Origin of the sequence: Thalassospira lucentensis, assembly GCF_050516545.1 — a bacterium.
Lineage (GTDB): Bacteria > Pseudomonadota > Alphaproteobacteria > Rhodospirillales > Thalassospiraceae > Thalassospira > Thalassospira lucentensis_C.
Genome location: NZ_CP191544.1, coordinates 502,501 through 529,057, shown reverse-complemented (window position 1 = coordinate 529,057; position 26,557 = coordinate 502,501). Strand labels below are relative to the sequence as shown.

Annotated in this window: 20 protein-coding genes (1 of these 20 cut by a window edge); 9 read left to right on the top strand and 11 right to left on the bottom strand. The window is 53.5% G+C overall.

The features are described from left to right. Nucleotides 1-9: 9 nt before the first annotated feature. The 8 genes from kynA to ACQ0MK_RS02255 are packed head-to-tail and all read right to left on the bottom strand — an operon-like array spanning nt 10 to nt 9,208. Nucleotides 10-861 carry a tryptophan 2,3-dioxygenase gene (kynA, locus tag ACQ0MK_RS02290; protein ID WP_430474649.1) on the bottom strand — a complete coding sequence of 284 codons (852 nt, stop codon included), beginning with the start codon at nt 859-861 and terminating at the stop codon, nt 10-12. Continuing rightward, nucleotides 858-2,051, bottom strand: a complete 1,194-nt coding sequence (gene kynU / locus ACQ0MK_RS02285) for a kynureninase (RefSeq protein WP_430474648.1) — start codon at nt 2,049-2,051, stop codon at nt 858-860. Before kynU ends, kynA begins: the two co-directional genes overlap by 4 nt. Then, a complete protein-coding gene (locus ACQ0MK_RS02280; protein ID WP_430474647.1) occupies nt 2,048-3,673 on the bottom strand; it encodes an AMP-binding protein in 1,626 nt (541 codons plus the stop codon). Before ACQ0MK_RS02280 ends, kynU begins: the two co-directional genes overlap by 4 nt. 22 nt (nt 3,674-3,695) lie before the next feature. Beyond that, nucleotides 3,696-4,850 carry an acyl-CoA dehydrogenase family protein gene (locus ACQ0MK_RS02275; RefSeq protein ID WP_430474646.1) on the bottom strand — a complete coding sequence of 385 codons (1,155 nt, stop codon included), beginning with the start codon at nt 4,848-4,850 and terminating at the stop codon, nt 3,696-3,698. Then, nucleotides 4,850-5,662, bottom strand: coding sequence for an enoyl-CoA hydratase family protein (locus ACQ0MK_RS02270; RefSeq protein ID WP_430474645.1), 813 nt, complete (start codon nt 5,660-5,662; stop codon nt 4,850-4,852). Before ACQ0MK_RS02270 ends, ACQ0MK_RS02275 begins: the two co-directional genes overlap by 1 nt. Next, the gene (locus ACQ0MK_RS02265; protein ID WP_350162595.1) at nt 5,655-6,146 is read right to left on the bottom strand and encodes a MarR family winged helix-turn-helix transcriptional regulator; all 492 of its coding nucleotides are present in this window, start codon (nt 6,144-6,146) and stop codon (nt 5,655-5,657) included. The genes ACQ0MK_RS02270 and ACQ0MK_RS02265 overlap by 8 nt, the downstream gene beginning before the upstream one ends. Nucleotides 6,147-6,148: 2 nt before the next feature. After that, on the bottom strand, nt 6,149-6,907 hold the full coding sequence (locus ACQ0MK_RS02260) for an SDR family NAD(P)-dependent oxidoreductase (protein WP_430474644.1): 759 nt from the start codon (nt 6,905-6,907) through the stop codon (nt 6,149-6,151). Between the two features lie 6 nt (nt 6,908-6,913). Next, the gene (locus ACQ0MK_RS02255) at nt 6,914-9,208 is read right to left on the bottom strand and encodes a bifunctional salicylyl-CoA 5-hydroxylase/oxidoreductase (RefSeq protein WP_430474643.1); all 2,295 of its coding nucleotides are present in this window, start codon (nt 9,206-9,208) and stop codon (nt 6,914-6,916) included. Nucleotides 9,209-9,411: 203 nt separating this feature from the next. On the opposite strand from ACQ0MK_RS02255, the gene ACQ0MK_RS02250 reads away from it, so the two are divergent. The 4 genes from ACQ0MK_RS02250 (at nt 9,412) to ACQ0MK_RS02235 (ending at nt 15,246) form a co-directional block, all read left to right on the top strand. Further along, complete coding sequence (locus ACQ0MK_RS02250; protein ID WP_430474642.1) at nt 9,412-10,248, top strand: alpha/beta hydrolase; 837 nt, start codon at nt 9,412-9,414, stop codon at nt 10,246-10,248. A 1-nt stretch (nt 10,249) separates the two neighbouring features. Beyond that, a complete protein-coding gene (locus tag ACQ0MK_RS02245; protein WP_430474641.1) occupies nt 10,250-12,208 on the top strand; it encodes a 3-hydroxyacyl-CoA dehydrogenase NAD-binding domain-containing protein in 1,959 nt (652 codons plus the stop codon). 642 nt (nt 12,209-12,850) lie between these two features. Then, nucleotides 12,851-14,116, top strand: a complete 1,266-nt coding sequence (locus ACQ0MK_RS02240) for an aromatic ring-hydroxylating oxygenase subunit alpha (protein WP_430474640.1) — start codon at nt 12,851-12,853, stop codon at nt 14,114-14,116. Beyond that, nucleotides 14,113-15,246 (top strand): FAD-binding oxidoreductase, encoded by a 1,134-nt coding sequence (locus ACQ0MK_RS02235; protein ID WP_430474639.1) that lies wholly within the window; start codon nt 14,113-14,115, stop codon nt 15,244-15,246. Before ACQ0MK_RS02240 ends, ACQ0MK_RS02235 begins: the two co-directional genes overlap by 4 nt. A gap of 57 nt (nt 15,247-15,303) precedes the next feature. Here the strand turns inward: ACQ0MK_RS02235 and ACQ0MK_RS02230 are convergent, their stop codons facing one another. Continuing rightward, the gene (locus ACQ0MK_RS02230; RefSeq protein ID WP_430474638.1) at nt 15,304-16,305 is read right to left on the bottom strand and encodes a GlxA family transcriptional regulator; all 1,002 of its coding nucleotides are present in this window, start codon (nt 16,303-16,305) and stop codon (nt 15,304-15,306) included. Between the two features lie 324 nt (nt 16,306-16,629). On the opposite strand from ACQ0MK_RS02230, the gene ACQ0MK_RS02225 reads away from it, so the two are divergent. Beyond that, on the top strand, nt 16,630-19,191 hold the full coding sequence (locus ACQ0MK_RS02225) for a GcvT family protein (protein WP_430474637.1): 2,562 nt from the start codon (nt 16,630-16,632) through the stop codon (nt 19,189-19,191). 85 nt (nt 19,192-19,276) lie between these two features. Here ACQ0MK_RS02225 and ACQ0MK_RS02220 read toward each other — a convergent pair whose 3' ends face one another. After that, nucleotides 19,277-20,269, bottom strand: coding sequence for a GlxA family transcriptional regulator (locus tag ACQ0MK_RS02220; protein ID WP_430474636.1), 993 nt, complete (start codon nt 20,267-20,269; stop codon nt 19,277-19,279). Between the two features lie 121 nt (nt 20,270-20,390). Here ACQ0MK_RS02220 and ACQ0MK_RS02215 point away from each other — a divergent pair, with 121 nt between their 5' ends. The 4 genes from ACQ0MK_RS02215 to ACQ0MK_RS02200 are packed head-to-tail and all read left to right on the top strand — an operon-like array spanning nt 20,391 to nt 25,561. Further along, nucleotides 20,391-21,644 carry a sarcosine oxidase subunit beta family protein gene (locus ACQ0MK_RS02215; protein ID WP_430474635.1) on the top strand — a complete coding sequence of 418 codons (1,254 nt, stop codon included), beginning with the start codon at nt 20,391-20,393 and terminating at the stop codon, nt 21,642-21,644. An 11-nt stretch (nt 21,645-21,655) separates the two neighbouring features. Next, nucleotides 21,656-21,976 (top strand): sarcosine oxidase subunit delta, encoded by a 321-nt coding sequence (locus ACQ0MK_RS02210; RefSeq protein ID WP_430474634.1) that lies wholly within the window; start codon nt 21,656-21,658, stop codon nt 21,974-21,976. After that, nucleotides 21,973-24,966 carry a sarcosine oxidase subunit alpha gene (locus ACQ0MK_RS02205; protein ID WP_430474633.1) on the top strand — a complete coding sequence of 998 codons (2,994 nt, stop codon included), beginning with the start codon at nt 21,973-21,975 and terminating at the stop codon, nt 24,964-24,966. Before ACQ0MK_RS02210 ends, ACQ0MK_RS02205 begins: the two co-directional genes overlap by 4 nt. A 43-nt stretch (nt 24,967-25,009) precedes the next feature. Further along, nucleotides 25,010-25,561: a sarcosine oxidase subunit gamma gene (locus ACQ0MK_RS02200; RefSeq protein ID WP_430474632.1), complete on the top strand. Its 552-nt coding sequence runs from the start codon at nt 25,010-25,012 to the stop codon at nt 25,559-25,561. 11 nt (nt 25,562-25,572) lie between these two features. Here the strand turns inward: ACQ0MK_RS02200 and ACQ0MK_RS02195 are convergent, their stop codons facing one another. Beyond that, nucleotides 25,573-26,557: the 3' portion of a TRIC cation channel family protein gene (locus tag ACQ0MK_RS02195; protein WP_430474631.1), read on the bottom strand. 602 nt of this gene lie beyond the right edge of the window; the window shows 985 of its 1,587 coding nt (coding positions 603-1,587); the start codon falls outside the window, past its right edge; it ends in the stop codon at nt 25,573-25,575.

Genomic DNA, 26,557 nt, shown 5'->3' with positions numbered 1-26,557 from the left:
CGTCCATCCTCAAAGCGTGGTTCGCACCCGCCAGAGTTCCGGAAACAGTTCTACTTCCAGCATTTTCTTCAGATAACTGACACCGCCTGTACCACCGGTCCCGCGTTTAAAACCAATCACGCGTTCGACCGTGGTGACATGGTTAAAGCGCCAGCGACGGAAGTAATCTTCGAAATCCACCAGCTTTTCAGCCAGTTCATACAGCGACCAGTGTTTGGCAGGGTCGCTGTAAACCTTGTGCCAGGCGGCAATTACCGCATCATCTGGCGTATAGGGCTGTGACACATCCCGGTTCAAAATATGATCGGGAACATCAATGCCTTCGCCCGGCAACAGATGAAGTGCTTCGTCATACAGGCTGGGCGTTGCAAGTTCGTTTTCCAGCATCGCCAGAATATCCGCGCGGTGCGCATGGGGGCGCAACATCGCAGGGTTGCGGTTGCCCAACATGAATTCGATCTGACGATACTGATAGGACTGGAACCCCGATGACGGACCAAGCGCATCGCGAAACGTCGTGTAGTCGCTTGGCGTCATGGTCCGCAAAACGTCCCATGCGTTATTAAGCTGCTCAAATATCCGCGATACGCGGGCCAGCATTTTAAATGCCGGACGTAAATCACCGCGATGAATGGCACTTCGTGCGGCGTTGATTTCACGGATCGCAAGCTTCATCCAAAGTTCGGACGTTTGATGCTGAATGATAAACAGCAATTCATCATGGGCATCTGATTGCGGATGCTGAGCGGTCAGGATCGCATCAAGCGACAGATAATCCCCATAGGACATCTGGTCGGAGAAATCAGTTCGCGCACCTTCGGTGCTGGGATCATAGGGTTTGGTTTCTGTTTTTTTAATCATGTTACCGCATTCCGTTTATGGAATTCCGGTTTGTCCCATGCCTTGGTTTCCATGATCTCAGCCAAAATCTTGACCGCACCATCGACATCAGCATTATCGATATAAAGCGGGGTAAAGCCAAAACGGATCACATCGGGCGCACGGAAATCGCCAATGACACCGCGTGCGATCAGTGCCTGCATCACGGCATAGCCCTGATCAAACTTGAACGATACTTGCGATCCACGATGTTCCGGATTGCGCGGACTGACAAGGTCCAGCATTGGGCAGGTTGCTTCTACACCGGCAATGAATTGTTCGCAAAGCTCAATACTGCGTTTGCGGATATCGGCCATATCAACGCCATCCCACGTCTTCAATGCTTCTTCAAGAACCGTCATTTGAATGACCGGCGGCGTACCAACACGCATGCGCGAGACATCAGGTGCCGGGGTATATTCTGGATCAAAGGCAAATGGTGCGGCATGGCCCAACCAGCCCGACAAAGCAGGTCGGATGGTTTTGGCATGGTCCGGGCGGACATAGATAAAGGCCGGGGCACCGGGGCCACCGTTCAGGTATTTGTAGCTACAGCCAACTGCAAAGTCGGCATTACATCCGGCAAGATCAACCGGCACGGCACCCGCCGAATGGGCAAGATCCCAGATCACAATCGCACCCGCTGCGTGGGCCAGATCGGTGATGCGTTTCATGTCATACATGCGCCCGGTGCGGTAATCGATCTGGGTCAGCATCAAGACAGCCAGATCTTCGTTGATCAGGCTTTCGACATCTTCCGGGCTTGGTGCTTTAAGAACATGGCCCTTATCAAGGCTTCTGATCAGGCCGTCGGCCATATAAAGGTCGGTCGGAAAGTTCCCGTTATCGGAAACAATGACCTTGCGATCCGGGCGCATTTCAAGCGCGCTTGCCAAGGCCTGATAAACCTTGATCGACAAGGTATCGCCCATCACGACAGTACCGGGTGCCGCCCCAATCAAACGCGCAACCAGATTGCCGACACGTTCGGGTTGCTCCATCCATTTGGCATCATTCCAGCCCCGGATAAGCATTTCCCCCCATTCATCTTCAATCATCGACTTGGCACGATTTGCCGCCGATTTCGGCAGCACGCCAAGCGAGTTCCCATCAAGGTAAATCACACCTTTGGGGATATGAAACAAAGATTTGGTGGCGGCAAAGTCGATCATGCAGACGGTTCCTGTTTCAGTCTGAAGCGCTGAATTTTTCCAGTCGCGGTTTTTGGCAGTGTCTCGATAAAGACGATGGAACGCGGGTATTTAAACGGCGCGATCGTCGCTTTTACATGATCTTGAAGCTGTTTGGCCATCTCAGCAGTTGGATGGAAACCATCCGCCAGCACGATATGGGCCTGAACAATTGTACCGCGTTCTTCATCGGGGGCGCCAATGACCCCGCATTCCGCGACAGCAGGATGAGACAGCAAGGCTGATTCAACTTCCGGCCCGGCAATGTTATAGCCCGACGAGACGATCATATCGTCATTGCGGGCAGCAAAATGGTAATAGCCGTCTTCATCAACAAAGAACGCATCCCCGGTCAGGTTCCAGCCATCGCGGACATAAACACACTGGCGCACATCCCCCAGATAACGACAGCCCGTTGGCCCGCGCACTGCAAGTCTGCCAACGGTGCCAACCGGAACTTCGTTCATGTCGTGATCAACAATTTTGGCTTCGTACCCGCCCACCGGACGTCCGGTGCAGGCAGCGTGACTGTCGCCAAAACGGTTGGAGATAAAGATATGGAGCATTTCCGTCGCACCAATGCCATCAAGCATCGGTTTCCCGGTTTTTGCCATCCATGCGTCATAAACGGGTGCGGGCAACGTTTCCCCGGCCGAAACGGCGGCACGCAGCGATGACAAATCGGCACCTTCATCCATTGCCGACAGCATCACACGATAGGCCGTTGGTGCGGTAAAGCACACGGTTGCCTTATAGGTTTCGATGATTTCGATCATGTTGGGCGGGGATGCTTTTTCAAGCAAGGTTGCCGTCGCCCCAAAACGAAGCGGGAAGATCGCAAGCCCACCAAGACCAAAGGTAAAGGCAAGTGGCGGTGATCCGACAAACACGTCATCCGGGGTGACGTTCAGCACTTCTTTGGCATAGCCATCAGCAATGATCAAAAGATCACGGTGGAAATGCATGGTCGCCTTGGGGCTTCCGGTCGTGCCGGATGTAAATCCAAGAAGGGCGACATCATCGCGCCCGGTTTTGACCGCTTCGAATTTGACCGATTTGGTCAGGGCAATGCGATCAAGTTCCGCATCATGGTTAGCCGTACCATCAAACCCGATAACCTTTTTAAGGAATTTGCTTTCTTTGGCACAGGCAACCAGTTCATCCATCAGGCGCGTATCGCACAGGGCAAATTCAATTTCGGCCTTATCAACGATCTGGCCCAGTTCGCCCGCGCGCAGCATCGGCATGGTATTGACCACAACCGCACCTGCCTTGGTTGCCGCCAACCAGCACGCGACCATTGCCGGGTTATTGGCCGACCGGATCATAATGCGGTTGCCCGGCTTAACGCCGTAATCTTCGACAAGGGTATGGGCGATACGGTTGGTCCAGTCGGCGAGTTCCTTATAGGTCCGCTGACGACCATTTCCGATCAGAGCCGTGTTATCGCCAAAACCCTGTTCGACCATCTTGTCGGTCAGTTCAACCCCGGCATTCAGATATTCCGGATAGTCAAACCCGTCCAGATTGAATTCTGGCCATTCTGCGACCGGGGGTAAATTGTCCCGTGTGAAGCTATCGGTATGTGCGGTTGGTCCGAGCATTTTGAAGTCCCTGATACAGCCATTATTGCGCCAGCGTTTGCCGTGCGATGATTATTTTCTGGACGTCTGACGCGCCTTCATAAATGCGAAGGGCGCGAATTTCCCGGTAAAGCGTTTCGACGATGTGGCCACTGCGCACACCATCGCCGCCATGAATTTGCACCGCCTTATCAATGACGGTTTGTGCATGATCGGTTGCATAAAGTTTTGCCATCGCGGCTTCGCGGCTGACCCGTGCGGCACCGCTGTCTTTGAGCCACGCTGCGCGATAGACAAGAAGCGCACTTGCATCGATATCCAGCGCCATGTCAGCAACATGGCCCTGAACCATCTGAAGATCAAAAAGCGGTGCGCCAAACAGTTGGCGTTCGGAAACGCGGGTTACGGTTTCATCCAGCGCACGGCGGGCAAAGCCAAGCGCGGCTGCCGCCACGGTCGAGCGAAACACATCGAGAACCGACATCGCGATTTTGAACCCATCCCCGCCTTTGCCAATCAGGGCACTTGCCGGAATGCGGCAATCGGTGAATTTCAAACGTGCCAGCGGATGTGGGGCAATGGTGTGAAGACGTTCAGCAATTTCAAGACCCGGTGTGTCGCCCGGAATGACAAAGGCCGAAAGTCCCTTGGCCCCCGGTGCTTCACCAGTGCGGGCAAAGACACAATAAAAGTCGGCAATGCCACCGTTGGAAATCCAGGTTTTCTCGCCATTCAGAACAAAGTCATCGCCATCGCGCTTGGCATCAAGGGCGATATTGGCAACGTCTGATCCCGATTGCGGTTCGGTCAGGGCAAAGGCAGCGATCCCTTTGCCGGAACGTACTTTTGGAAGCCATTCCCCCCGGAGGGCCTCCGTTCCAAACAAAGAGATCGCGCCACTGCCCAGCCCCTGCATGGCAAAGGCAAAATCGGCCAACCCGTCATACCGCGCAAGCGTTTCACGGATCAGACAAAGGGAGCGTACATCAAGTTTTGAAGTGTCATCGGTGTGATCAATCGCAGCATGGGAAAGCCATCCACCACCCGCCAGCCGGGCAACGAGATCGCGGCATGCATCATCAACATCGCTGTGATCGATGCCATCAAGATTGGCCGACGCCCATGCATCAAGCTTTGCCGCCAACTCACGGTGACGGTCTTCGAAAAACGGCCAGTCAAGGTAGGATGTATCTGCCATCAGTTACCCTCAAACACCGGTTTTTCTTTGGCGACAAAGGCCTTGTAAGCGCGATTGAAATCTTCGGTCTGCATGCAAAGTGCTTGTGCCTGTGCTTCGGCCTCAATCGCCTGTTCGATCGACATATTCCATTCTTGTGCCAGCATGGTCTTGGTCATCATGTGACCGAAAGTCGGACCTTGGGAAATGCGGGTCGCCAATGTAATTGCTTCGGCTTCAAGAACATCCGCTTCGACCACACGGTTATAGAATCCCCAGCGTTCGCCTTCGTCCGCAGACATCGACCGCCCGGTATAAAGAAGCTCGGCCGCGCGGCCCTGCCCGATGATGCGCGGCAGGATGGCACATGCCCCCATGTCACATCCGGCAAGACCAACACGGGTAAACAGGAATGCTGTTTTCGACGCAGCCGTTGCCAGGCGAAGGTCGGATGCCATGGCAATGATTGCCCCCGCACCCACACAAACGCCATCCACTGCCGCAATCACCGGCTTACCACAGCCAATGATCGACTTGACCAGATCACCGGTCATGCGGGTGAATTCCAAAAGACCTTTCATGTCCTTGGCGATCAGGGGACCGATAATGTCATGCACATCCCCGCCAGAGCAGAAATTGCCACCATTCGATCCAAAGACAACCGCCTTAACATCCTCGGCATAGACCAGATCGCGGAATGTATCGCGCAGCTCGGCATAGCTTTCAAAGGTCAGCGGGTTTTTACGGTCCGGGCGATCCAGCGTAATGACCGCAACGTCACCTTCCATCCGCCAATTGAAATGGGTTGGTTTGATGTTGGCCATTTTAGTCATGGGGCGCCTCGTTATGATGAGAAATGGTACGCAAAATCCGGATCAACGCATCGGCATCACCAGATGACAGATCGGAAAACAAATCCGACACCCAGCTTTCATGCACCAATGCCCGTTCGGCGAAATCCTTTTCGCCGTCACTGGTCAGGCGCACGATCGATGCGCGGCGGTCATTTTCGACCGGCACACGCACAATCAATCCTTCGGCCACCAAACGATCAACAATGCCTGTGACATTGCCGTTCGATACCATCAGGGATTTGGAAAGTTCGCTCATGCGCATGCCGTCGCGTTCACGATAAAGGGCGGCCAGAACATCAAATCGCGGCAAGGTTGATCCAAATTCAAGGCGCATTTTTTCGCGCAACTCGCCTTCGACCTTCCGCGAGACTTTCAGTATCTGAAGCCATGCGCGCAGACGAGCCTTGGACAGGTCAGACGTTTCGTTCTCCGCGTGACCGGGAAGCCCTTCGGAATTGTTCATATTCATATTTCTCCTCCCGAAACGGAAATCGTCTGTCCGGTCATAGAGGCCGCATTCGGGCTGCAAAGCCACATCACGGTATCGGCAACCTCTTTGGGTTGGATAAGGCGGTTTTGCGGATTGATTTTGGCCAGGCTTGCGCGCGCATCATCGGCACTCATGCCGGTTTTTGCGACAATGTTATCCACCGATTTTTCAAGCATCGGCGTTTCCATAAAGCCCGGACATACCGCATTGACCGTGATCGGGGTTTTGGCAAGTTCTGCTGCCATGCCCTTGACCAAACCAACAACGCCATGCTTTGCCGCGCAATAGGCCGTGACATAGGCATACCCCTTAAGCCCGGCGGTTGATGCGATTGAAATCAAACGCCCCGGCTTGGTCTTGTCCATCACAGCCAAGCCTTCGCGGAAGGTCAGAAACGTTCCGGTCAGATTGACATCAATCGTGCGCTTCCACAGATCAACCGATGTTTTTCCAATCGGTGCACTTTCTGCCATGCCTGCATTGGCAATCACCAGATCAGGTGCGCCAATCACACCAATCATGGTCGCATACATGTCACGGACGGACGTTTCATCCGTGACATCAGCAGAGATCGCTGTGATGTTTTTATGATTTGCGACCTCGGCCAAGACATCTGCACGACGACCAGAAACAGCAACCTTTACCCCGGCATCCGCCAGCATGCGGGCCATGACGGCCCCCACCCCGGAACCACCCCCGGTAATCAATGCTGTTTTGACGGCAAGATCAGCCATGGGTGCTTATACCTTTCCGGTCATGGTTTCAGCCCGCTCGGCCAGGCGGTGCATCTGATCCCGACCCGGGTAATAGGGGGCCGGCCAGTTTTGTGTCTGGCTGCCAAGGGTCGCTGCCTGATGCAACGTCCAGTACGGATTGGCCAAATGCGGACGGGCCAGACACACAAGATCGGCACGCCCGGCCATCAGGATCGAGTTAACGTGATCAGGTTCGTAAATATTACCAACCGCCATGGTCGCAATCTTGGCTTCGTTGCGAATACGATCAGAGAACGGCGTTTGGAACATCCGACCATAAACCGGGCGGGCTTCCTTGGTCGTCTGACCGGCCGAGACATCACAAATGTCAACGTCATTGGCCTTAAGAATACGGGCAATTTCAACCGCTTCTTCGGGTGTCACACCAGCATCCCCGACCCAGTCATTGGCCGAAATACGAACAGATAACGGTTTATGCGCAGGCCACGCGGCACGCACCGCATTGATAACTTCAAGCGGATAACGCATGCGGTTTTCAAGTGACCCGCCATATTCATCAGTGCGGATATTGCTGACCGGGCTGATGAAGGATGACAGAAGATAACCATGGGCGGCATGGACTTCGATCATGTCAAACCCGGCACGATCAGCCATCTTAGCACCAGACACAAACTGATCCCGGACCATGTCCATATCGTCGCGTGTCATTGCCTTTGGTGTCGCATTCCGATCCGACCATGCAATGGCAGATGCCGACAAAAGCGGCCAGTTACCATCAACAAGCGGTGCGTCCATTTCTTCCCAACCAAGCTGGGTCGACCCCTTACGCCCGGAATGACCAATCTGCATGCAAAGCTTGGCATCGGTTTCGCTGTGAACAAAATCGACAATGCGTTTCCATGCCTGTTCGTGCGATCCATCATACAGCCCCGGACAGCCGGGCGTGATGCGACCATCGGCCGATACACAGGTCATCTCGGTATAAACCAGCCCGGCACCACCTTTGGCCCGTTCGGCATAATGCACCAGATGCCAATCGGTCGGGCAACCATCAACCGCCTTATACTGGGCCATTGGCGATACAACGATGCGGTTCTTCAAATCCATATCGCGCAATTTGAATGGCACGAACATCGGATGGCGCACCGGTTCATTTGCAGGAACACCTGCCTTACGCTGGAACCAGCCTTCTGCTTGCCCAAGCCATTTGGCATCGCGGACACGCAGGTTTTCGTGGCTGATGCGTTGGGATCTGGTCAGCAGGGAATAGGTGAACTGGACGGGATCGAAATCAAAATACCGTTCAATTTCTTCGAACCATTCCATCGAATTGCGTGCAGCCGATTGCAGGCGCAGCACTTCAAGACGGCGTTCGTCTTCGTATTTGCCAAAGGCAGATTTCAAATCCGGTTCGGAATGCAGATAGTTTGCCAGCGCAATCGCACTTTCAAGCGCCAATTTGGTGCCCGACCCGATCGAGAAGTGGGCAGTCGCCGCAGCATCCCCCATCAGCACGATATTGTCATGCGACCAGCTTTCACACAGCACACGCGGGAAGCTGATCCAGGCTGAACCACGGACATGGTGCGCGTTGCTGATCAGGTTATGGCCGCCCAGATGATTTTTGAAGATTTCCTCGCAGGTTGCGATGGAGTCTTCTTTGCTCATCTCGCCAAAGCCAAAGGCATCCCACGTTTCCTGCGAGCATTCGACAATGAAGGTCGCTGTTTCATCATCAAACTGATAGGCATGCGCCCAAACCCAGCCTTTGTCGGTTTCTTCAAAGATAAAGGTAAAGGCATCATCAAATTTCTGATGGGTTCCCAACCAGACAAATTTGCATTTTCGGTTATTGATATCGGGTTTGAACTGCTCGGAAAATTCGGTGCGGGTTTTTGAGTTCAGACCATCACAAGCAACGACAAGGTCATATTCCTTGGCATAAACCGATGCACTTTGTGCTTCGGTTTCAAAGCGCAGCTCAACACCCAATTCACGCGCACGGGCTTGTAAAAGAATCAGAAGTTTTTTGCGCCCGATGCCACAAAAACCATGGCCTGTCGAAATGGTCTTTTCACCGCGATACTCAACCGCAACATCATCCCAATAGGAAAAATGCGCCCGAATGGCTTCGGCACTTTTGGCGTCGTTTTCAGCAAGGTTCGTAAGAGTCTCGTCAGACAGCACAACGCCCCAGCCAAACGTATCGTCAGGCTTGTTGCGCTCGATCACCACGACGTCATTCGCGGGATCACCCAATTTCATTGATATTGCAAAATACAGCCCCGCAGGACCACCACCCAGACAAGCTACTCTCACCAGCTTTTCCCTTCCTGATTTGTTTGGTTGTTTCGGGAAACTGATAAAACGGTACGCCTCGAATTGTTTTATTTCAAGCATAAATATTTTGAGTTTGAAATATCTGCGAATTTGCCTAGAATTTGGCTTATAAACATTCTGTGCTCATCGCTCGCACGCGGCATCGGGCACACAACCAAATCGACGTCAGGGAAGACCATCATATGATTACCGACTGGGACGATGCTTATGCCAATGGCGATTACATTGCGGATGCCGGATCATATCCGGGCATGTGGGCCAAGCAATCCGGTCAGTTTCGCGAAACGCTTTTGAACGCCAACCGGGCCGAGCTTGACATTGCCTATGGCGATGGACCCCGCAAAAAATATGATCTGTTCCTGCCTGACGGCACGCCCAAGGGCCTTGTTGTGTTTGTCCATGGCGGCTATTGGAAGGCGTTTGATAAATCAAACTGGTCACATCTTGCCCATGGTGCGGTTGCCAAGGGATGGGCGGTTTGCATGCCAAGTTATGTCCTGGCACCCGATGCACGTCTGTCGCAAATCACCCGTCAGGTCGCAACCGCCATCACCCACGCCGCCAAACGGATTTCAGGTCCCGTTCATCTGGCCGGCCATTCCGCAGGTGGACATCTTGTCAGCCGCATGGTCAGTGAAACGTCCCCACTGTCGCCGGCAATCCTTGCACGTGTGGAAAACACAGTTTCCATCAGCGGCCTTCATGATCTGCGACCGCTTTTGCAAACATCGATGAATGATGTTCTGGGGCTTGATGCCGACGAAGCAGTTGTTGAAAGTGCAGCCCTTCTGCGCCCCACTCTTCCATGTTCGATCACCTGCTGGGTCGGTGCGGATGAGCGCCCTGAATTTGTGCGTCAAAATGATCTTCTTGCCAATATCTGGACCGGGCTGGGTGCCTCCACCCGTGCGGTTCACGCTCCCGATAAACATCACTTTGATGTCATTGCCGATCTGGCCGATCCGGACTCTGATTTAACCGCCTGTCTTCTCACCCCGATCAATCCGGAGGACATTTGATATGGCGACCGTCACGCTAACCCTTGCCGATGATGTTGCCGTCATCACGATTAACAATCCCCCCATCAATGCCACCAGCCATTCGGTCCGGGCCGGGTTGGTCGATGCCCTTGATAAGATCGAAAAGGATGCAGCGATCAAAGCGGCCATCCTGATATGTGACGGCAAAACCTTTATCGCCGGTGCGGATGTGAGCGAATTTGGCCAACCGCCCAAGAATCCGATCCTACCCGATGTGATCAAACGTCTGGAAGCATCGACAAAACCGATTATTGCCGCGATCCACGGCCATGCTTTGGGCGGCGGGCTTGAAGTTGCCTTGGGCTGTCATTACCGGATTGCCGACACATCTGCCAAACTTGGCCTGCCGGAAGTCAATCTTGGTCTTATCCCCGGCGCGGGCGGCACAGTGCGTTTACCACGCCTGATCTCGACCGAAAATGCCATCTCCCTGATCACAGGTGGCAAACCGGTTTCGGCCTCAGCGGCAAATGATATGGGCCTGATTGATGCCATTGCCCATGGCGAATTGATCGATGCGGCCAAGGATTTTGCCAAAACCATTATCGATCAACCCTGCCCGACCCCCCTTGTGGACCGCGCACCTGTTGACACCCTTAGCGATGATCAATGGCAAGAAACTTTTGCCGCCGTCACAAAGAAGGCCCGCGGTCAGATTGCCCCACAGATCGCCGCAACCGCCATTCGCACCGGGATCGAACAGGGAGCAGAGGCTGGCCTTCTGCATGAGCGCGAAAAGTTTGTTGAGCTTCGCGACAGTGATCAGTCCAAAGCCCTGCGTCACATATTCTTTGCCGAACGATCCGTTGGCAAACTTCCTGACCTTGATGGGGTTAAACCCAACACTCTTTCAGAAATTGGCGTCATTGGCGGCGGCATCATGGGGGCTGGCATTGCAACCGCCTCGCTTTTGGCCGGGTTCAAAGTCAAGATCATTGAACGCAACGAAGATGCCTGCGCAACTGGACACGCAACTGTTGAAAAGCACCTTACTGGGAGTCTTAAGCGCGGCCTGATCAGTCAGGAACGGTTTGATAGCTTGATGGCATCGCTTTCAACCAGCATGGATTATGCCGATCTGGGCAATGCCGATCTTGTGGTTGAAGCGGTCTTTGAAGACATGTCTGTCAAACATGATGTCTTTGGCAAACTCTCTCTTTACTGCAAACCCACAGCGGTTCTGGCATCGAACACCTCATATCTTGATATCAACGAGATTGCGGTGAAATGCGTTAACCCTGCGCGGGTGATCGGGCTTCATTTCTTCTCGCCCGCCCATATCATGAAACTTCTTGAAATCGTCCGCACCGACAAGGCCGATGCCCAAAGCCTTGCGACCGCCTTTGCCTTTGCCCGTAAGCTTGGCAAAATTGCCGTGCCGTGCGGAGTGTGTGATGGCTTTATCGGCAACCGGATCATGTCGGCCTATCGCAAACATTGTGAATACATGCTCGAAGATGGCGCCCTTCCCCATCAGATTGACGATGCGATGGTGGCGTTTGGTTTCCCGATGGGGCTGTTTGCCATGCAGGATATGGCCGGCCTTGAAATTTCATGGGCCACCCGCAAACGCCTGGCCCCCTTCCGTGATCCGTCTGAACGCTACGTCGCTCTTGGCGATTATCTGTGCGAAATGGAACGGTTTGGCAAAAAGAACGGCCTTGGCTGGTATCGTTATGACGAAACCGGCAAGGCCCAACCAGACGCAGATGTTGACGCATTGGTCATTGCCGATTCCGCAAAAAAAGGCATCACGCGCCGCAATTTCACCCATGACGAAATCATCGAAACCATCCTGTCGGCCATGCGAAACGAAGGCGACAAGATATTGGCAGAAGGCATTGCCAACAGTCCCGATGCCATCGACGTTGTCATGATCAATGGATACGGCTTCCCAAGGCATAAAGGCGGGCCGATGTTTTTGACCCGGTCCAAGTAACAACAGGGCCCTGGCAGAAGGCAAAGACTTTACGAGTCCAATTGCTTTCTGCCGCCTTTCGCCTGACCTTACGATCTGGTCATCTACCGACATTAAGCACCAAACCAACACTCTGAACTGACGTCAAAGTCATGGCTATTGTGCCTTTTGGTCGCACAATACAGCACAGCGTCGCAAACCTACTGCACATTTGACTTAACATTTCTGCCACCTAAAGATCATTCCGAAATAGATTTTCGGATTGTCAAACCTTCGCGTTTGGCGATCAAAGAGCAGGCTACCTGCCGACGACGATTAGGGAGATTTTGGGTGAGAGAGACAGCCCATGACGCCGACAGTGCTTGGCACGTGACTGAATATATGTGTTTTGCATCCTGTCGAAACGCATATCGCCCCCTGATCGATGATCGCGCGGCGAAAGATCAATCACGACCTGCTTTCAGGTCGACGTCATTGTATCCTGTCTGTCCAATACCTCGGCCAACTTGGCTGTAACGCGTCCAAACCCTTTCTGATCAAAAATTAGGAAGGTTGAACGACAAGAATGTATACTTGTTCCATAAGACGCTAAGGATCTGCTGCGGAAGTTGCGCTCTGCACTGCCCCTTTTCAGGCGCCACATAGAAGCCGAGGTATTTGACCATGCCTGACATTAAACAACTCCTGCACCGTCGCGAAAAAGGCAAAAGCCTCGAAGCGCCATTTTATAACGCGCAAGATATCCTTGATCTCGACATTGAGGTGATTTTTGGTCAGCACTGGATTTTCGTCGCAACCGAGCCAGAGCTCCCGGAACCGGGCGATTGCGTCACGGTCGAGGTTGGGCAGGCCTCGCTTCTTTTGCTGCGCGGCGACGACATGCAAATTCGCGGGTTTCACAATGTCTGCCGCCACCGCGGCGCGCGCCTGATTGATGAACGCGCAACAACGATTGGCAACATTGTCTGTCGCTATCATGGCTGGACCTATAACGAAGATGGCGAGCTGATCCTTGCCGACCATATGGGTGCCGGGTTTGATAAAAGCTGCCACGGGCTTAAATCCATTCATGTGCGGTCCATTGCCGGTCTGGTCTTTATCTGTCTGGCGGAAAATGCGCCCGATGACATCGAAGAGATGGCGCGGGTTATGGAACCCTATATTGCCCCGCATGACATCGCCAATTGCAAGGTCGCCCATACGTCCGACCTGATCGAAGACGGCAACTGGAAGCTTACGCTGGAAAACAATCGCGAGTGTTATCACTGCGAAGGCAACCATCCGCAATTGACCGTTCCGTTGTCCGAATTCGGGTTCGGGTTCTCCCCTGATGAAACCGACGAACGCCGTTCAGAAGACATCAAGAATTATCTGAGCATGCTTGAAAACGACCACAAGCATTGGGAATCCTGCGGCCTGCCTTCTGCCGAGTCTGATCACCTGGCAAATGTCACCGGTTTCCGCACCATGCGCCTGCCGCTGATGCGCGAAGGTGAATCCCATACGCTTGATACCAAGGTCGCCTCGAAGAAGCTTCTTGGCAAGTTCACCGATGCACGGTTGGGCGGGCTTAGTTTCTGGACGCACCCGAATTCCTGGCATCATTTCATGAGTGACCATATCGTCACGTTTTCGGTGATCCCGCTTAGCCCGGACAAGACGTTGGTGCGTACCACCTGGCTTGTGCATAAGGATGCGCATGAAGGAGAACATTATTCGCTCGATAACCTGCTTCAGGTCTGGAAGATGACCAATCAGCAGGACGCCGACCTGGTCCGCCTTGCCCAGCTTGGCACGCTGACCCCTGCTTATGAACCGGGCCCCTATTCCGAATATACCGAACCGCATGTCGAAGCATTCTGCGACTGGTATATCAAACGGTTACATGATCACTTCGCCTCTAACACGTCTGAATTGGCTGCAGAATGACACAGCAAAACGGCCCTGACGCGACGCCCCCCAGTGTCACGACACAAGAAGAAATGCTGACCGAAGCAACACGTGTTCCGCTTTGGGACCCGGAATATGACGACGTGCTGGTGTGCCGACAGGTCCGTCAGGAAACCCATGATGTAAAGACCTTTGTCTTTTCGGGCCGCGAACCCCGCGACTTTCGGTATTATCCCGGACAGTTCATGACCTTTGAACTTCCGATCGAAGGTATGGTGACGCGCTGTTATACAATTTCGGCGTCTGCTGCCCGCCCTTACCGCCTTGAAATCACGGTCAAGCGTGTGCCGGGTGGCCCGGCATCGAACTGGCTTCATGACAATATGATCCCGGGCAAGGAAGTGAATGTTTCCGGCCCCGGTGGTGAATTCACAACCGATGCCACGGCGGATGAGAAATTTCTGTTCATCTCGGCAGGCAGCGGCATTACGCCAATGATGTCGATGACGCGCACAGCCTGTGATTTATCAGAACCATACGATCTTCATTTCGTCCATGCGGCCAGAACGCCGTCAGACATGATTTTCCATGACGAGCTGTTGCTGCTGGCGTCGCAAAATTCGGGCTTAAAGCTTTCATTTACCTGCGACACGGCAGCGGCACACCACCGATGGACCGGCTTTACCGGACGGCTCAGCCTTTCGATGCTGTCGTTGATGTCGCCGGATTTCAAGGATCGCAAAGTCTTTTGCTGTGGACCGGGCCGCTTCATGGAGGGTGTTCGCAACATGCTCGGTGAAGCTGGCTTTGACATGGAAAAATATTATGAGGAAAGTTTCGACTTCGGGGCTGAAACTGCCGGAACGCTTGAAGAATACGCATCCGTTGCACCAGAAATCAGTGATCAGACATTCCGTGTCAGCTTTAGCAAAACCGGGCATGTGGTGGAATGCAGTCCGGGCATGACGATCCTCTCAGCCGCCCGTGAAGCAGGCTTGCGCCCGATGTCATCTTGTCAGCGCGGAATTTGCGGTACCTGTAAATCAAAACTGATTTCGGGCGATATCGACATGCAACATAACGGTGGCATCCGACAGCGCGAGATTGATCAGGGCAAAATCCTGATCTGCTGTTCGACACCTTTGTCCGATATTGAAGTCGAAATTTGACGGCTTCCTAACTGCAGCGAAGCCTTAGGGAAACCTGCAACCATCTTTTCGCAGTGCTTATGCTTCCTGTGCGATCTCTGCCGGATTGCGCAGGGCTTGTGGCGTGCATCCATAGCGCCGGCGAAACATCCGGCTGAGATGCGATGAATCGCAGAACCCGCAATCAACCGCAATCTGGGCAATGGATTTTTGCCCCGTCGCGATCAGGTGATGGGCAAGATCAAGACGAATGGTCAGGAATGCGGCCTGTGGTGATGTATCGAGACTAAGCCGGAAATGACGTTCGATCTGACGTTTGCTATTGCCCATCCGACGTGCGATTTCCTGAACGGAAACCGGCATATCGATATTTTGCTGCATGATCAGTAAGGCACGCTGCACAATCGGGTCTTGCGTTTTAAGATCAAGGGGAATGCCCGGCTGAGGTTTTTCGGCTTGAAGGGCATCATCAATGATCATGATATGCAGGCTTTTATTTGCCTGTGCGCGACCAACATGCTTATCAACCAGATAGGCGGCAAGATGTGCAGCACTTACCCCGCCAGAACAGGTCAAGCGATCCCGATCAACAACGAAAATTTGATCTGAAACCGTGTTAAGACCTTCAAATTGTTCGATAACTTCTGGGCTATGGAACCAGCTTACACAGCATTTATAACCATCAAGAAGCCCCGCCTCATGCAGTAAGAATGCGCCACTACACACCCCGACCAAGGGGACGCCTGCCTCGGCGGCTTCATGAAGGAATTTTTTATAAGCCGGGCTTAGATTGGGCCCATCATCCATCAGCCCGCCGACCACAACGATATAGTGAAACCGGCGCGGATTGCCGAGGCGTTCTTTGGGCTGAACCGAAATGGCACTGCTTGATGGGATCGGGTCCATTGTATCAGACAGAACCGTCCAGTTGCACAGGATCGGTCGGCTGCGATCCCCTTCGTCAGCAGCAAGTCTTAGAACATCGACGAAATTGGCAAATGCGCATAACGTAAAGCGTCTTGCCAGAATAAATCCGACATTAAGACGCGGCGTTGTGACAAGACGGGTGTCGGCATTCATGAGAACCGAGCCTCCAATACAGCCAATGTTCTTATAATTGTCGTAGCGATAATCTCACTTTGACGCAATCATTCTATTGTCTCGCACGAAAAGTCGCCAGATTATCAATTATAATTACGCCTAAGAATATCGCCAGAACCGCTGAGAACCTTATCGCTTGGCAATGGTGCCAAGACTTTGTCCACTGCTGTCAAAAATCCGTCCACGCAGTAGATTTGCGTCCGGGCGATCTTGATGCTCCGCAACCATGTTACCAATTAAAGTTGCGATTCTGGGATTTTTGCGCAGCACGCGCAAGACTGTTTCAAACAAAAGGAATGAAAAATGGCCGCATTTCCCGACAAAGCAAAAGTCGTCATCGTCGGACTTGGCGGTATTGTCGGGGCTTCGGTCACGCATCACCTGATTGAAAACGGTTGGGATGACATTGTGGGCATCGATAAGTCGGGCATCCCGACCGATATCGGGTCAACCGCGCATGCATCTGATTTTTGCTATGCCACCAGCCACGATCTTTTGTCGTGCTGGACCACCATGTATTCCATGGATTTCTATGAAAAGATGGGCCATTACGCGCGGATCGGCGGCCTTGAAGTTGCCCGTGTCGGCGATGATGAACGCATGGAAGAACTCAAACGCCGCGTTGATTCCGGCAAGGCATTTGGCACCAATGTCAAAATCATCAGCGCTTCCGAGGCCAAGGAAAAATTCCCCCTTCTTGAAGAAGATCAAATTCAAGGTGCCTTGTGGGACCCTGATGCGGGTCTTGTCACACCGCGCTCGCAAACCGTTGCTGGCAAACTGATTGATCAGGCCGAAGCAACTGGCAAGTTGAAGATTTTCGCCAATACATCCGCGCTTGATCTGATCACGGAAAATGGTCGCATTACCGGTGTTAAAACCGACCGTGGCACAATCCATGCCGATTATGTGGTTGTTTGTGCCGGCCTTTGGGGCCGTCTGATTGCCGAAATGGCGGGTGAAGACTTACCTGTCATGCCGGTTGATCATCCACTGACCTTCTTTGGGCCATATAACCAGTTCGAAGGTACCGGTGTTGAAATCGGCTATCCGCTTTTGCGCGATCAGGGCAATTCGGCCTATATGCGCGACACCGGCGATCCCAAAAGCACGGAAGGTGGCCAGATCGAATGGGGTTATTATTACGAAGATAACCCGCGTCTTGTGCATCCGCGCGACATCCTTGAAAAGGATCAGGCACGTCTGTCCCCGTCCCAGCGCGATCTTGAACTTGAAGACGTTATCGAGCCGCTTGAACGGGCAATGGAACTGACCCCGATCCTGACCGAGCTTGGCTTTAACGAAAGCCATTCGTTCAACGGCCTTTTGCAGTCATCTGCCGATGGCGGCCCATCCATGGGTGAAAGCCAAAAACTGCGTGGTCTTTGGTATGCGGTTGGCATCTGGATTAAAGACGGACCGGGCATGGGCAAGTTGATTGCCGACTGGATGACCCATGGCCGTACGCATATCGATCACAACTCGGTTGATTTCTCACGCTTTAACGAATTCCAGCTGAACGAGAAATACATCTACGACCGTTGCTACGAAACGGCCAAAAAAATCTATAACCCGCCGGTCCATCCGCGTGAGCCATTTGCAAATGCGCGTGGCATTCGTCGTTCGCCGTTCTATGAGCGCGAAGTCGAATTGGGTGGTTACTTCATGGAATTGGGCGGTTGGGAACGCGCCCATGGCTATGCGTCTAACGAGCACCTTTTGGAAAAATATGCTGACCGCGTGCCTGTCCGTGAAAATGAATGGGATACCCGCCATTTCTGGCGTGTATCAAATGCTGAACAGCTTGCGATGAGTGACGATTGCGGCATCATCAACCTGTCGCATTTCCACATGACCAACATCGAAGGTCCCGATCATGTCGAACTGATGGAATGGCTATGCGCTGCCAAGGTCGGTGGGGACGCCAATATCGGCAAGGGCATCTATACCCATATGCTTGACGAAGAAGGCATGGTTCGTGCGGACTTTACCATGTTCCGCATGGTAGACCGTTGCCGTCTGGTGAATGGTGCGGATGCCGGTCCACGTGACCTTATCCATATGCGCCGTGTTGCAATGGACAAGGGCCTTGATGTTACCATTACCGATGTCACCGAGGACTTCACGACCATCGGCATCTGGGGACCAAATGCGCGGGAAAACCTGCAAAAAGTCGTTGAAGACCCGGAAGCCCTAGGCATCGAGGCCTTCCCGTTCGCGGCAATCCGTGAAATCAAAATTGCGGGTAAAAGCGTGACGGCATTCCGCATTTCCTATGTCGGTGAACAGGGGTGGGAATTGCATATGCGCTATGAAGACGGCCTTGCCGTCTGGGATGCGTTGCGCGCAATTGGCGTCATGGCTGTTGGTGTTGAAACCTATGCCAACTCACGCCGTTTGGAAAAGTCTCTGCGCCTGCAAAACGCGGACCTTCATACGCAGTACAACTTGCTCGAAGCCGCATTGTCCCGCCCAAAAGTCAAAGAAGCTGATTTCTGCGGCAAGGCAAAGCATGTCGAATATCGGGAACGTGACCATCAACCCGCCATGCTATGCACCCTTGTCATGACCGACAATATCGACGCCAAGGGTGTGGCGCGCTATCCGGTTGGCAATCTGCCTGTCATGGATCCCGAAACCGGTAAAACATTGATCGATGAACTTGGTCGTCGTTCTTACACGACCTCCATCGCCTTTGGCCCGACCATTGGCCAGAACATCGCCCTTGCCTATCTGCCATGGGATTATTGTCAGGAAGGCCGCAAGCTCACGGTATCCTACTTCGATGAAATCTATCCGGTTGAGGTTGTCGGGATCGGTTACAAGCCGCTTTATGATCCGGAAAACCTTAAACCACGCAGCTAGCACTAAGGCCTAAGCATTCGAAAGGCGCAGTCATTGTCACGACTGCGCCTTTTTCATAACGCTTACGGACCATCTGGACCAATAATCAAGTATCAGTTGGCGCCCGCCTGCTTGCCTGACGGTAGGCGGCAGGCGCCTGCCCTTCCTGCTTTGAAAACACCCGGCTGAAATGCGACGCATCACAAAAGCCGGTTGAGTTGGCGATATCGACAATCGTTCGATCAGTCCGTTCAATCATCATTTTTGCCTGTGCCAAGCGGATCCGCATGGCCGCATTTGACGGCGTAAGATTAAGCGCCTTTTGAAAATGGCGTTCAAGTTTGCGTTTGCTGACACCAAGTGCCTTTGCAAGGCTTTCGGCGGGTTCAGGTGCATCAAGACGTTGTTGAATACGCCGCAAAGCCCGACTGACCAGCGGGTCACGGGTGGACAGTTCAAGCGGCAAACCAGGTTGTGGTTTTTCGGCCACCTGCACTTCATCAATGATCATGATATGCAGACTTTTTTGGGCTGCGGCGCGCCCGACATGGCGTTCGACCAAAAATGCAGCAAGATGGGCGGAACTGGTCCCGCCAGAACAAGTTAGGCGATCCCGATCAACCACAAAGATTTGATCGGAAATCGGTACCATGCCTTCAAATGTTTCCAGAAAATCGTCGTGATGGAACCAGCTGACACAGCATTTATAACCATCCAGAAGCCCGGCCTCATGCAGCAAGAAAACAGCGGTGCACAGCCCGACAAGCGGCACACCGTGATCTGCTGCATCGCGAAGAAAACGGATATATTCCGATCCGATTTTAACCCGCTCCTTGAGAAGTCCACCGACAACAACAATGTAATCATAATCTTGCGGACGGGCCAAAGGGGCGTCTGGCCGTACCTCAACCGCAGAACTTGATCGCACCGGCTGGCCATTATGCGATAGGATATGCCATTCGCAATTGATTTGCCGCGACTGATCACCGTCATCAGCAGCCAAACGCAAGACATCAAGAAAACTGGCAAAGGCAGAAATTGTGAAATGGGGTGCCAGGATAAAGCCGACCCGGAATTTTGGCGTTTTCGACGGCGTCATCAGTTTCCCTCACAACAGATGACAAATACTTACAACGAATGTGACGCAAATATCCAATCACGATTTCGAAAAATAGCTTCTAATTGAAAAGTTTGATGACACCCAGTGGAGCCCACTCACCATGACGCATTTTTCTGCCTTGTCGCTGCTAAAGAATGCGCTGACAGGCCAAAAGAACTGGCAGGCGCAATGGCCTGACAGTCAACCCAAGGCGGAATATGACGTTGTCATCGTTGGTGCCGGTGGACACGGGCTTGGTGCTGCGCATTATCTGGCCAAAGAACATGGTATCACCAATGTTGCGGTGATCGACAAGGGCTGGCTTGGGGGCGGCAACACCGGACGAAACACCACCATCATTCGGTCGAACTATCTTTATGATGAAAGCGCCAAGCTTTATGACCACGCGGTTGATCTGTGGGATGGGCTTAGTCAGGACCTGAACTATAACGTCATGTTCTCGCGCCGCGGTGTTCTGATGTTGGCGCACAATGTTCATGATGTGCAATCGTTCCAGCGCCACATTCATTCCAACCGCCTTAATGGTGTTGATAACCGCTGGCTTTCAGCGCAAGAAGCCAAGGAATTTTGCCCTCCGCTGAACATTTCGCCAGAGGCACGCTATCCGGTCGTTGGCGCGGCTCTTCAGATGCGTGCGGGAACCGCACGTCATGATGCGGTTGCCTGGGGCTATGCCAGAAGTGCGTCCCAGCGTGGTGTTGATATCATTCAAAACTGCCCGGTCACCGCAATTCGCCGGGGTCCCGATGGCGCGGTCGAGGGTGTTGAAACCGCCAAGGGCTTTATCCGTGCCAAAAAAGTCGCGGTATCCGCAGCTGGCCACACCAGCGTTGTGATGGATTCTGCAGGGGTGCGCATGCCGCTTGAAAGCTATCCGCTTCAGGCACTGGTCTCCGAGCCGATCAAACCGATTTTCCCGTGCGTTGTCATGTCCAACACGGTGCATGCCTATATCAGTCAGTCTGATAAGGGTGAGCTCGTAATCGGGTCCGGGACCGACCAATATACCAGCTATTCACAGCGTGGCGGCCTGCCGCTGATCGAGCATACGGTTGCTGCAATCTGCGAGATTTTCCCGATCTTTAACCGCATGCGGATGCTGCGCAAATGGGGTGGCATTGTTGATGTTACGCCAGATCGCTCGCCAATTCTTGGCACAACGCCGGTTCCGGGTCTTTATGTCAATTGCGGCTGGGGCACGGGCGGCTTTAAAGCCACACCGGGTGCTGCCCATACCCTTGCATGGACGGTTGCCAAAGGCACCCCGCACGATATCAACGCCCCCTTCACGCTGGATCGTTTCCGAACTGGCCGCCTGATTGACGAAGCGGCGGCTGCCGCTGTCGCACACTGAGGAGAACGAACATGCTTCTCATCCATTGCCCTTATTGCGATGAAACACTGCCGGAACTTGAGTTCACCTATGGCGGTGAGGCCCATATCGCCCGCCCGGAAACGCCGGCAGATAAAACCGATGACGAATGGCGCGATTTCCTGTTCATCCGCACCAATGTCAAAGGTCCGCATTTTGAACGCTGGCGCCACGCCCATGGCTGTGGCCGGTTCTTCAATGCTGTGCGCGACACGGTCTCGGATCGTTTCCTGACAACCTATAAGTCCGATGCGCCAAAGCCCGATCTTGCTGTCCTGATGAAAGAAGCCGCGATGAAGGAGCCTTCGAAATGACCACTTTCCGCGTACCGGGACGTGGCCGTGTCCTTCACAACCGGCCTGTTTCATTCAGCTTTGATGGCACGACCTATCAGGGTCTTGAAGGCGATACTGTTGCATCGGCCCTGATTGCCAATGGCGTTCAGTTGATGGGACGTTCATTTAAATACCACCGTCCGCGTGGTCCGATGGCCGCAGGGTCAGAAGAACCCAATGCGCTGATCGGCACCCGCCGTGGCAAAGGCCAGTTCGAACCAAACACACGCGCAACCGTTCAGGAAATCTGGAACGGGCTTGAAACCAACAGTCAAAACAAATATCCCAGCCTGAAATTTGATATCGGGGCGATCAATGACCGCGCCTATAGGCTGTTTTCCGCCGGGTTCTACTACAAAACCTTTATGTGGCCGCGGTCCTTCTGGGACAAGGTTTATGAGCCGTTCATTCGTGCGGCGGCCGGTCTTGGCGTTTCACCAAGTGAACCTGACCCTGATAATTATGCATCACGCTATCTGCATACCGATGTTCTGATCGTTGGCGCCGGTCCTGCTGGTCTGGCATCCGCACGTGCCGCCGCCATGGCCGGATTACGCGTTACATTGGTTGATGAAAATTCGGAACCGGGTGGAACGCTTCTGAGCGAACCACAGGCATCGATTGATGGCAAACCGGCGTGGGATTGGCTCGACGCCGAACTTGATGCCCTGACCGATCTTGGCGTGCGGATCATGACCCGCACGACCGCGATTGGCTATTACCACCAAAACATGATTGGCCTGTGTCAGAAACTGACCGATCATTTGGAAACACCGGTCGAAGGTGCTCCGCGTGAACGCATGTGGCGCGTGCGGGCCAAGCAGGTCATTCTGGCACAGGGTGCGCTTGAAAAACCGTTGGTGTTTGATGGCAATGATCGCCCCGGTGTGATGCTGGCCGGGTCGGCGCAAACCTATTTGAACCGCTATGGTGTCCGCGTTGGCAACAAGGCCGTGATTGTGACCAGTCACGACAGCGCATGGTCTGCCGCCTTTGATCTTGCCTCTTCTGGAACCGAAATCGCGGCCATCATCGATACCCGCCCAGCACCGAATGCGGACCTTGTCAAAGAAGCTGCGGCACACGGGATCACGGTTCTTGCCGGATATACCGCCACGGGCACATCTGGCCGCCTGCGGATCAAATCAGTGCGTGTGAACAAGGTTGAAAACGGCAAAGTTCTTTCCGCTCAGACCATCGCGTGCGACAGCCTTCTGATCTGTGGTGGCTGGACACCGACACTTCATCTGTTTTCCCACACCAAGGGATCCCTTAAATGGGATGATGCCACCCAAACCTTCCTGCCCGATCGCATCACCGAGGATTGCCAAATTGCTGGTGCCGGTCGTGGTCTTTGGGGCATTGGGACAGCATTGAACGATGGTGCTGCCATGGGGGCAGAGGCTGCTAAGGCACTTGGAAAATCGGCAAAAGCCCAAACAGTCACCGTTGCCAATGATCGTCCCGGTACGGGCGAAAGCCACACCGAATTACCGACCGATCTTGATGCAGGCAAGGCGCGCGCCTTTGTTGACTATCAGAACGACGTGACGGCCAAGGATTTGCGCCTTGCGGTCCGTGAAGGCATGCGCTCGATCGAACATGTCAAACGCTATACCACCAACGGCATGGCAACCGATCAGGGCAAGATGTCAAACATCAACGGCCTGAACATTGCCGCCGATGCCCTTGGCAAAAAACAGCCGGAAGTCGGTTTAACAACCTTCCGCCCGCCCTATACCCCGACCACCTTTGGTGCCTTTGCCGGCTATCATAAGGGGGACCATTTCGAAGTTACCCGCAAAACTCCGATTGATCGCTGGGCCGAAGAAAACGGTGCAGTGTTTGAACCCGTCAGCCTGTGGCGTCGTGCCTGGTATTTCCCGAAGGACGGCGAAGACATGGACAGTGCCGTGCGTCGCGAATGCCGCGAAACGCGCAAGTCGCTTGGCATATTTGACGCATCAACGTTGGGTAAGATCGAAGTCGTTGGCCCCGATGCGGTTGAATTCATGAACCGCATGTACACCAACCCATGGACCAAATTGGCACCGGGGCGGACCCGCTATGGTCTGTTGCTCGGCGATGACGGTTTCATCCGCGATGATGGTGTGATCGGGCGCCTTACCGATGACCGTTTCCACATCACCACCACGACTGGCGGTGCGGCACGGGTTCTTAACATGATGGAAGATTACCTGCAGACCGAATGGCCAGACCTTAAAGTCTGGCTGACCTCGACCACCGAACAATGGGCGACCATTGCGCTGAATGGTCCGAACGCACGTAATCTGATTGAACCCTTTGTCGAAGGACTTGATATTTCCGATGCGGCATTCCCGCATATGTCGATTGCCGAATGCACATTCGCCGGTTTCCCTGCCCGTCTGTTCCGCGTCAGCTTTACCGGCGAACTGGGGTTTGAGATCAATGTCACGGCCCGTCATGGCCGTGCGCTTTGGGAAACATTGTTTGAGGCGGGCCAGAAATATGACATCTGCCCGTACGGTACGGAAACCATGCATGTTCTGCGTGCTGAAAAAGGCTTTATCATTGTCGGTCAGGATACAGACGGCACGGTAACCCCCTATGACGCCGGTGCTGGCTGGGCGATTGGCAAGAACAAACCTGATTTTGTCGGGATGCGTGCGCTTAACCGTCCTGATCTGATCGCAGAAGGCCGCAAACAATTGGTCGGACTTCTGACCGAAGATGGCACATCAAAACTTGAAGAAGGTGCGCAGATCGTTCTTGATCCGAACCAGCCCATTCCAATGAAGATGGTTGGTCATGTCACATCCTCCTATCACAGCGATGCGGCGGGCCGTCCAATCGCACTTGCCCTGGTTGAAGGCGGTCATGGGAAAACCGGCGATACGGTCTATATCCCGATGCCTGATCGCACAATCACGGCAACGATCACTGGCACGGTCTTTTACGATCCCGAAGGTGCGCGTTTAAAGCTCTAACCTTATCAATTTGAATACCGTCCGATGAACGGAGACGACTGCAATGACTACCTATGTCGATCTAAATATGGCCCGGACACTGGCGAAAAATTCCGCGCTTAGCGTTGAACTTCTCGCCCCCGTCGCGCGCTTTTCACTGCGTGCCGGAACGGATGCGCAAGCTGCCCTGTCCAAGGCACTTGGTGCGGCCCTTCCAACCAAGATCGGCCAATGCACACGCAAAGGATTTCTTGAAGTTCTCTGCCTTGGTCCGGACGAATGGACCATCTTGGCCCCTGAAGATCATGCTGCCAAAATCACGGATGCCTGTAAAAAAATATATGCCAAAGCACCGCACAGCCTGACAGAAATTTCAGACCGCGAAGTTGCCATTCATATCACCGGCTCAAAAGCCACCGATCTCATGACAATCGGCTGCCCACGCGATCTTGATCAACTCCCGGTCGGCGAAGCGCGCCGCACGGTGTTTGATGGTGTCTCGGCCGTTCTTTGGCGTGATGGCGTCGAAGAATACCGCCTTGATCTTTGGCGCTCATTCGCCCCGCACGTCATTTCGCTGCTCGAAACAGGCTGTAGCGAACTTGCCGCAGAATGACGCCCGAGCACTCAGAACCGGGGGCTTTTAAGGCCAAACATCACGATCAGCATTCGCATGACAAACGCCCCGACGACATTGATCACAACTGCAAAGAAAATGTCTGATGTTTCGGCCTGATGCCCATGCAGCCAGAAAAACCCTGACAGGATAAATCCCCAAAACAAGGGGATCTCGGCATAAAACGATGTCTTGAGTGCCGGGTTGTTCCGATCTGCCCGAACCACATCGCGAATAATCCCGCCGCCTGCCCCGGTCAACATCGCCAGCAACGGCCCCCACAATAAAAGCGGGGTACTGTTCATCGTCACGGCGACATAAACACCCGTGACGGTAAAGGCGGAAAGCCCGATGGCATCGGTTGTCTCGATCACATTGCCCATGGTCATCATCCGACGGAACCGGCTTTTGCGGCCGACGGCTTGACCCGCTTTGGGCACATTTGTCGATTTTGGTAATCTGTCAAAAATGAAATAGATGATGTAACCGGCCAACACCGTCCCGATCACCAACAATATCCCGTTGGGAGATTGCATGATGCCTATCGGTTCGCGCCCGGATAACAAGTCACGGACAACTCCGCCGCCAACGCCCGGCAAGGCCGACAGTACAAAAGCACCAAAAATGCTGTAACCTTCGCGCCGTGCCAGAAGCACGCCCGAAATGGCAAAGGCCACAGTGCCGAGAATATCAAGGGCAGTAAACCAACGCCCGCTCAGCGCGATGCCAAACCGGATCGGGGTAACAAAGGACTGAATGATGCTGTCATGCGTCCCGTCATTTCGCACCGTGCGCAATGCAATATTGAAATCATCGACGGTTTCTTGCGATACCGTGGCCCGCGAAAACATTGCATGAATGTCACCGGAAAATACCGGCATGGAATGGCGGTCAATCTTGTTGCCATATCCATCCCGGATCAGGGCGGATTCAACAAATACCTGATCAGAGAGCAACGCATCAATCTGCCCGTGTTCCAGACTTTGCAAAGCCTTT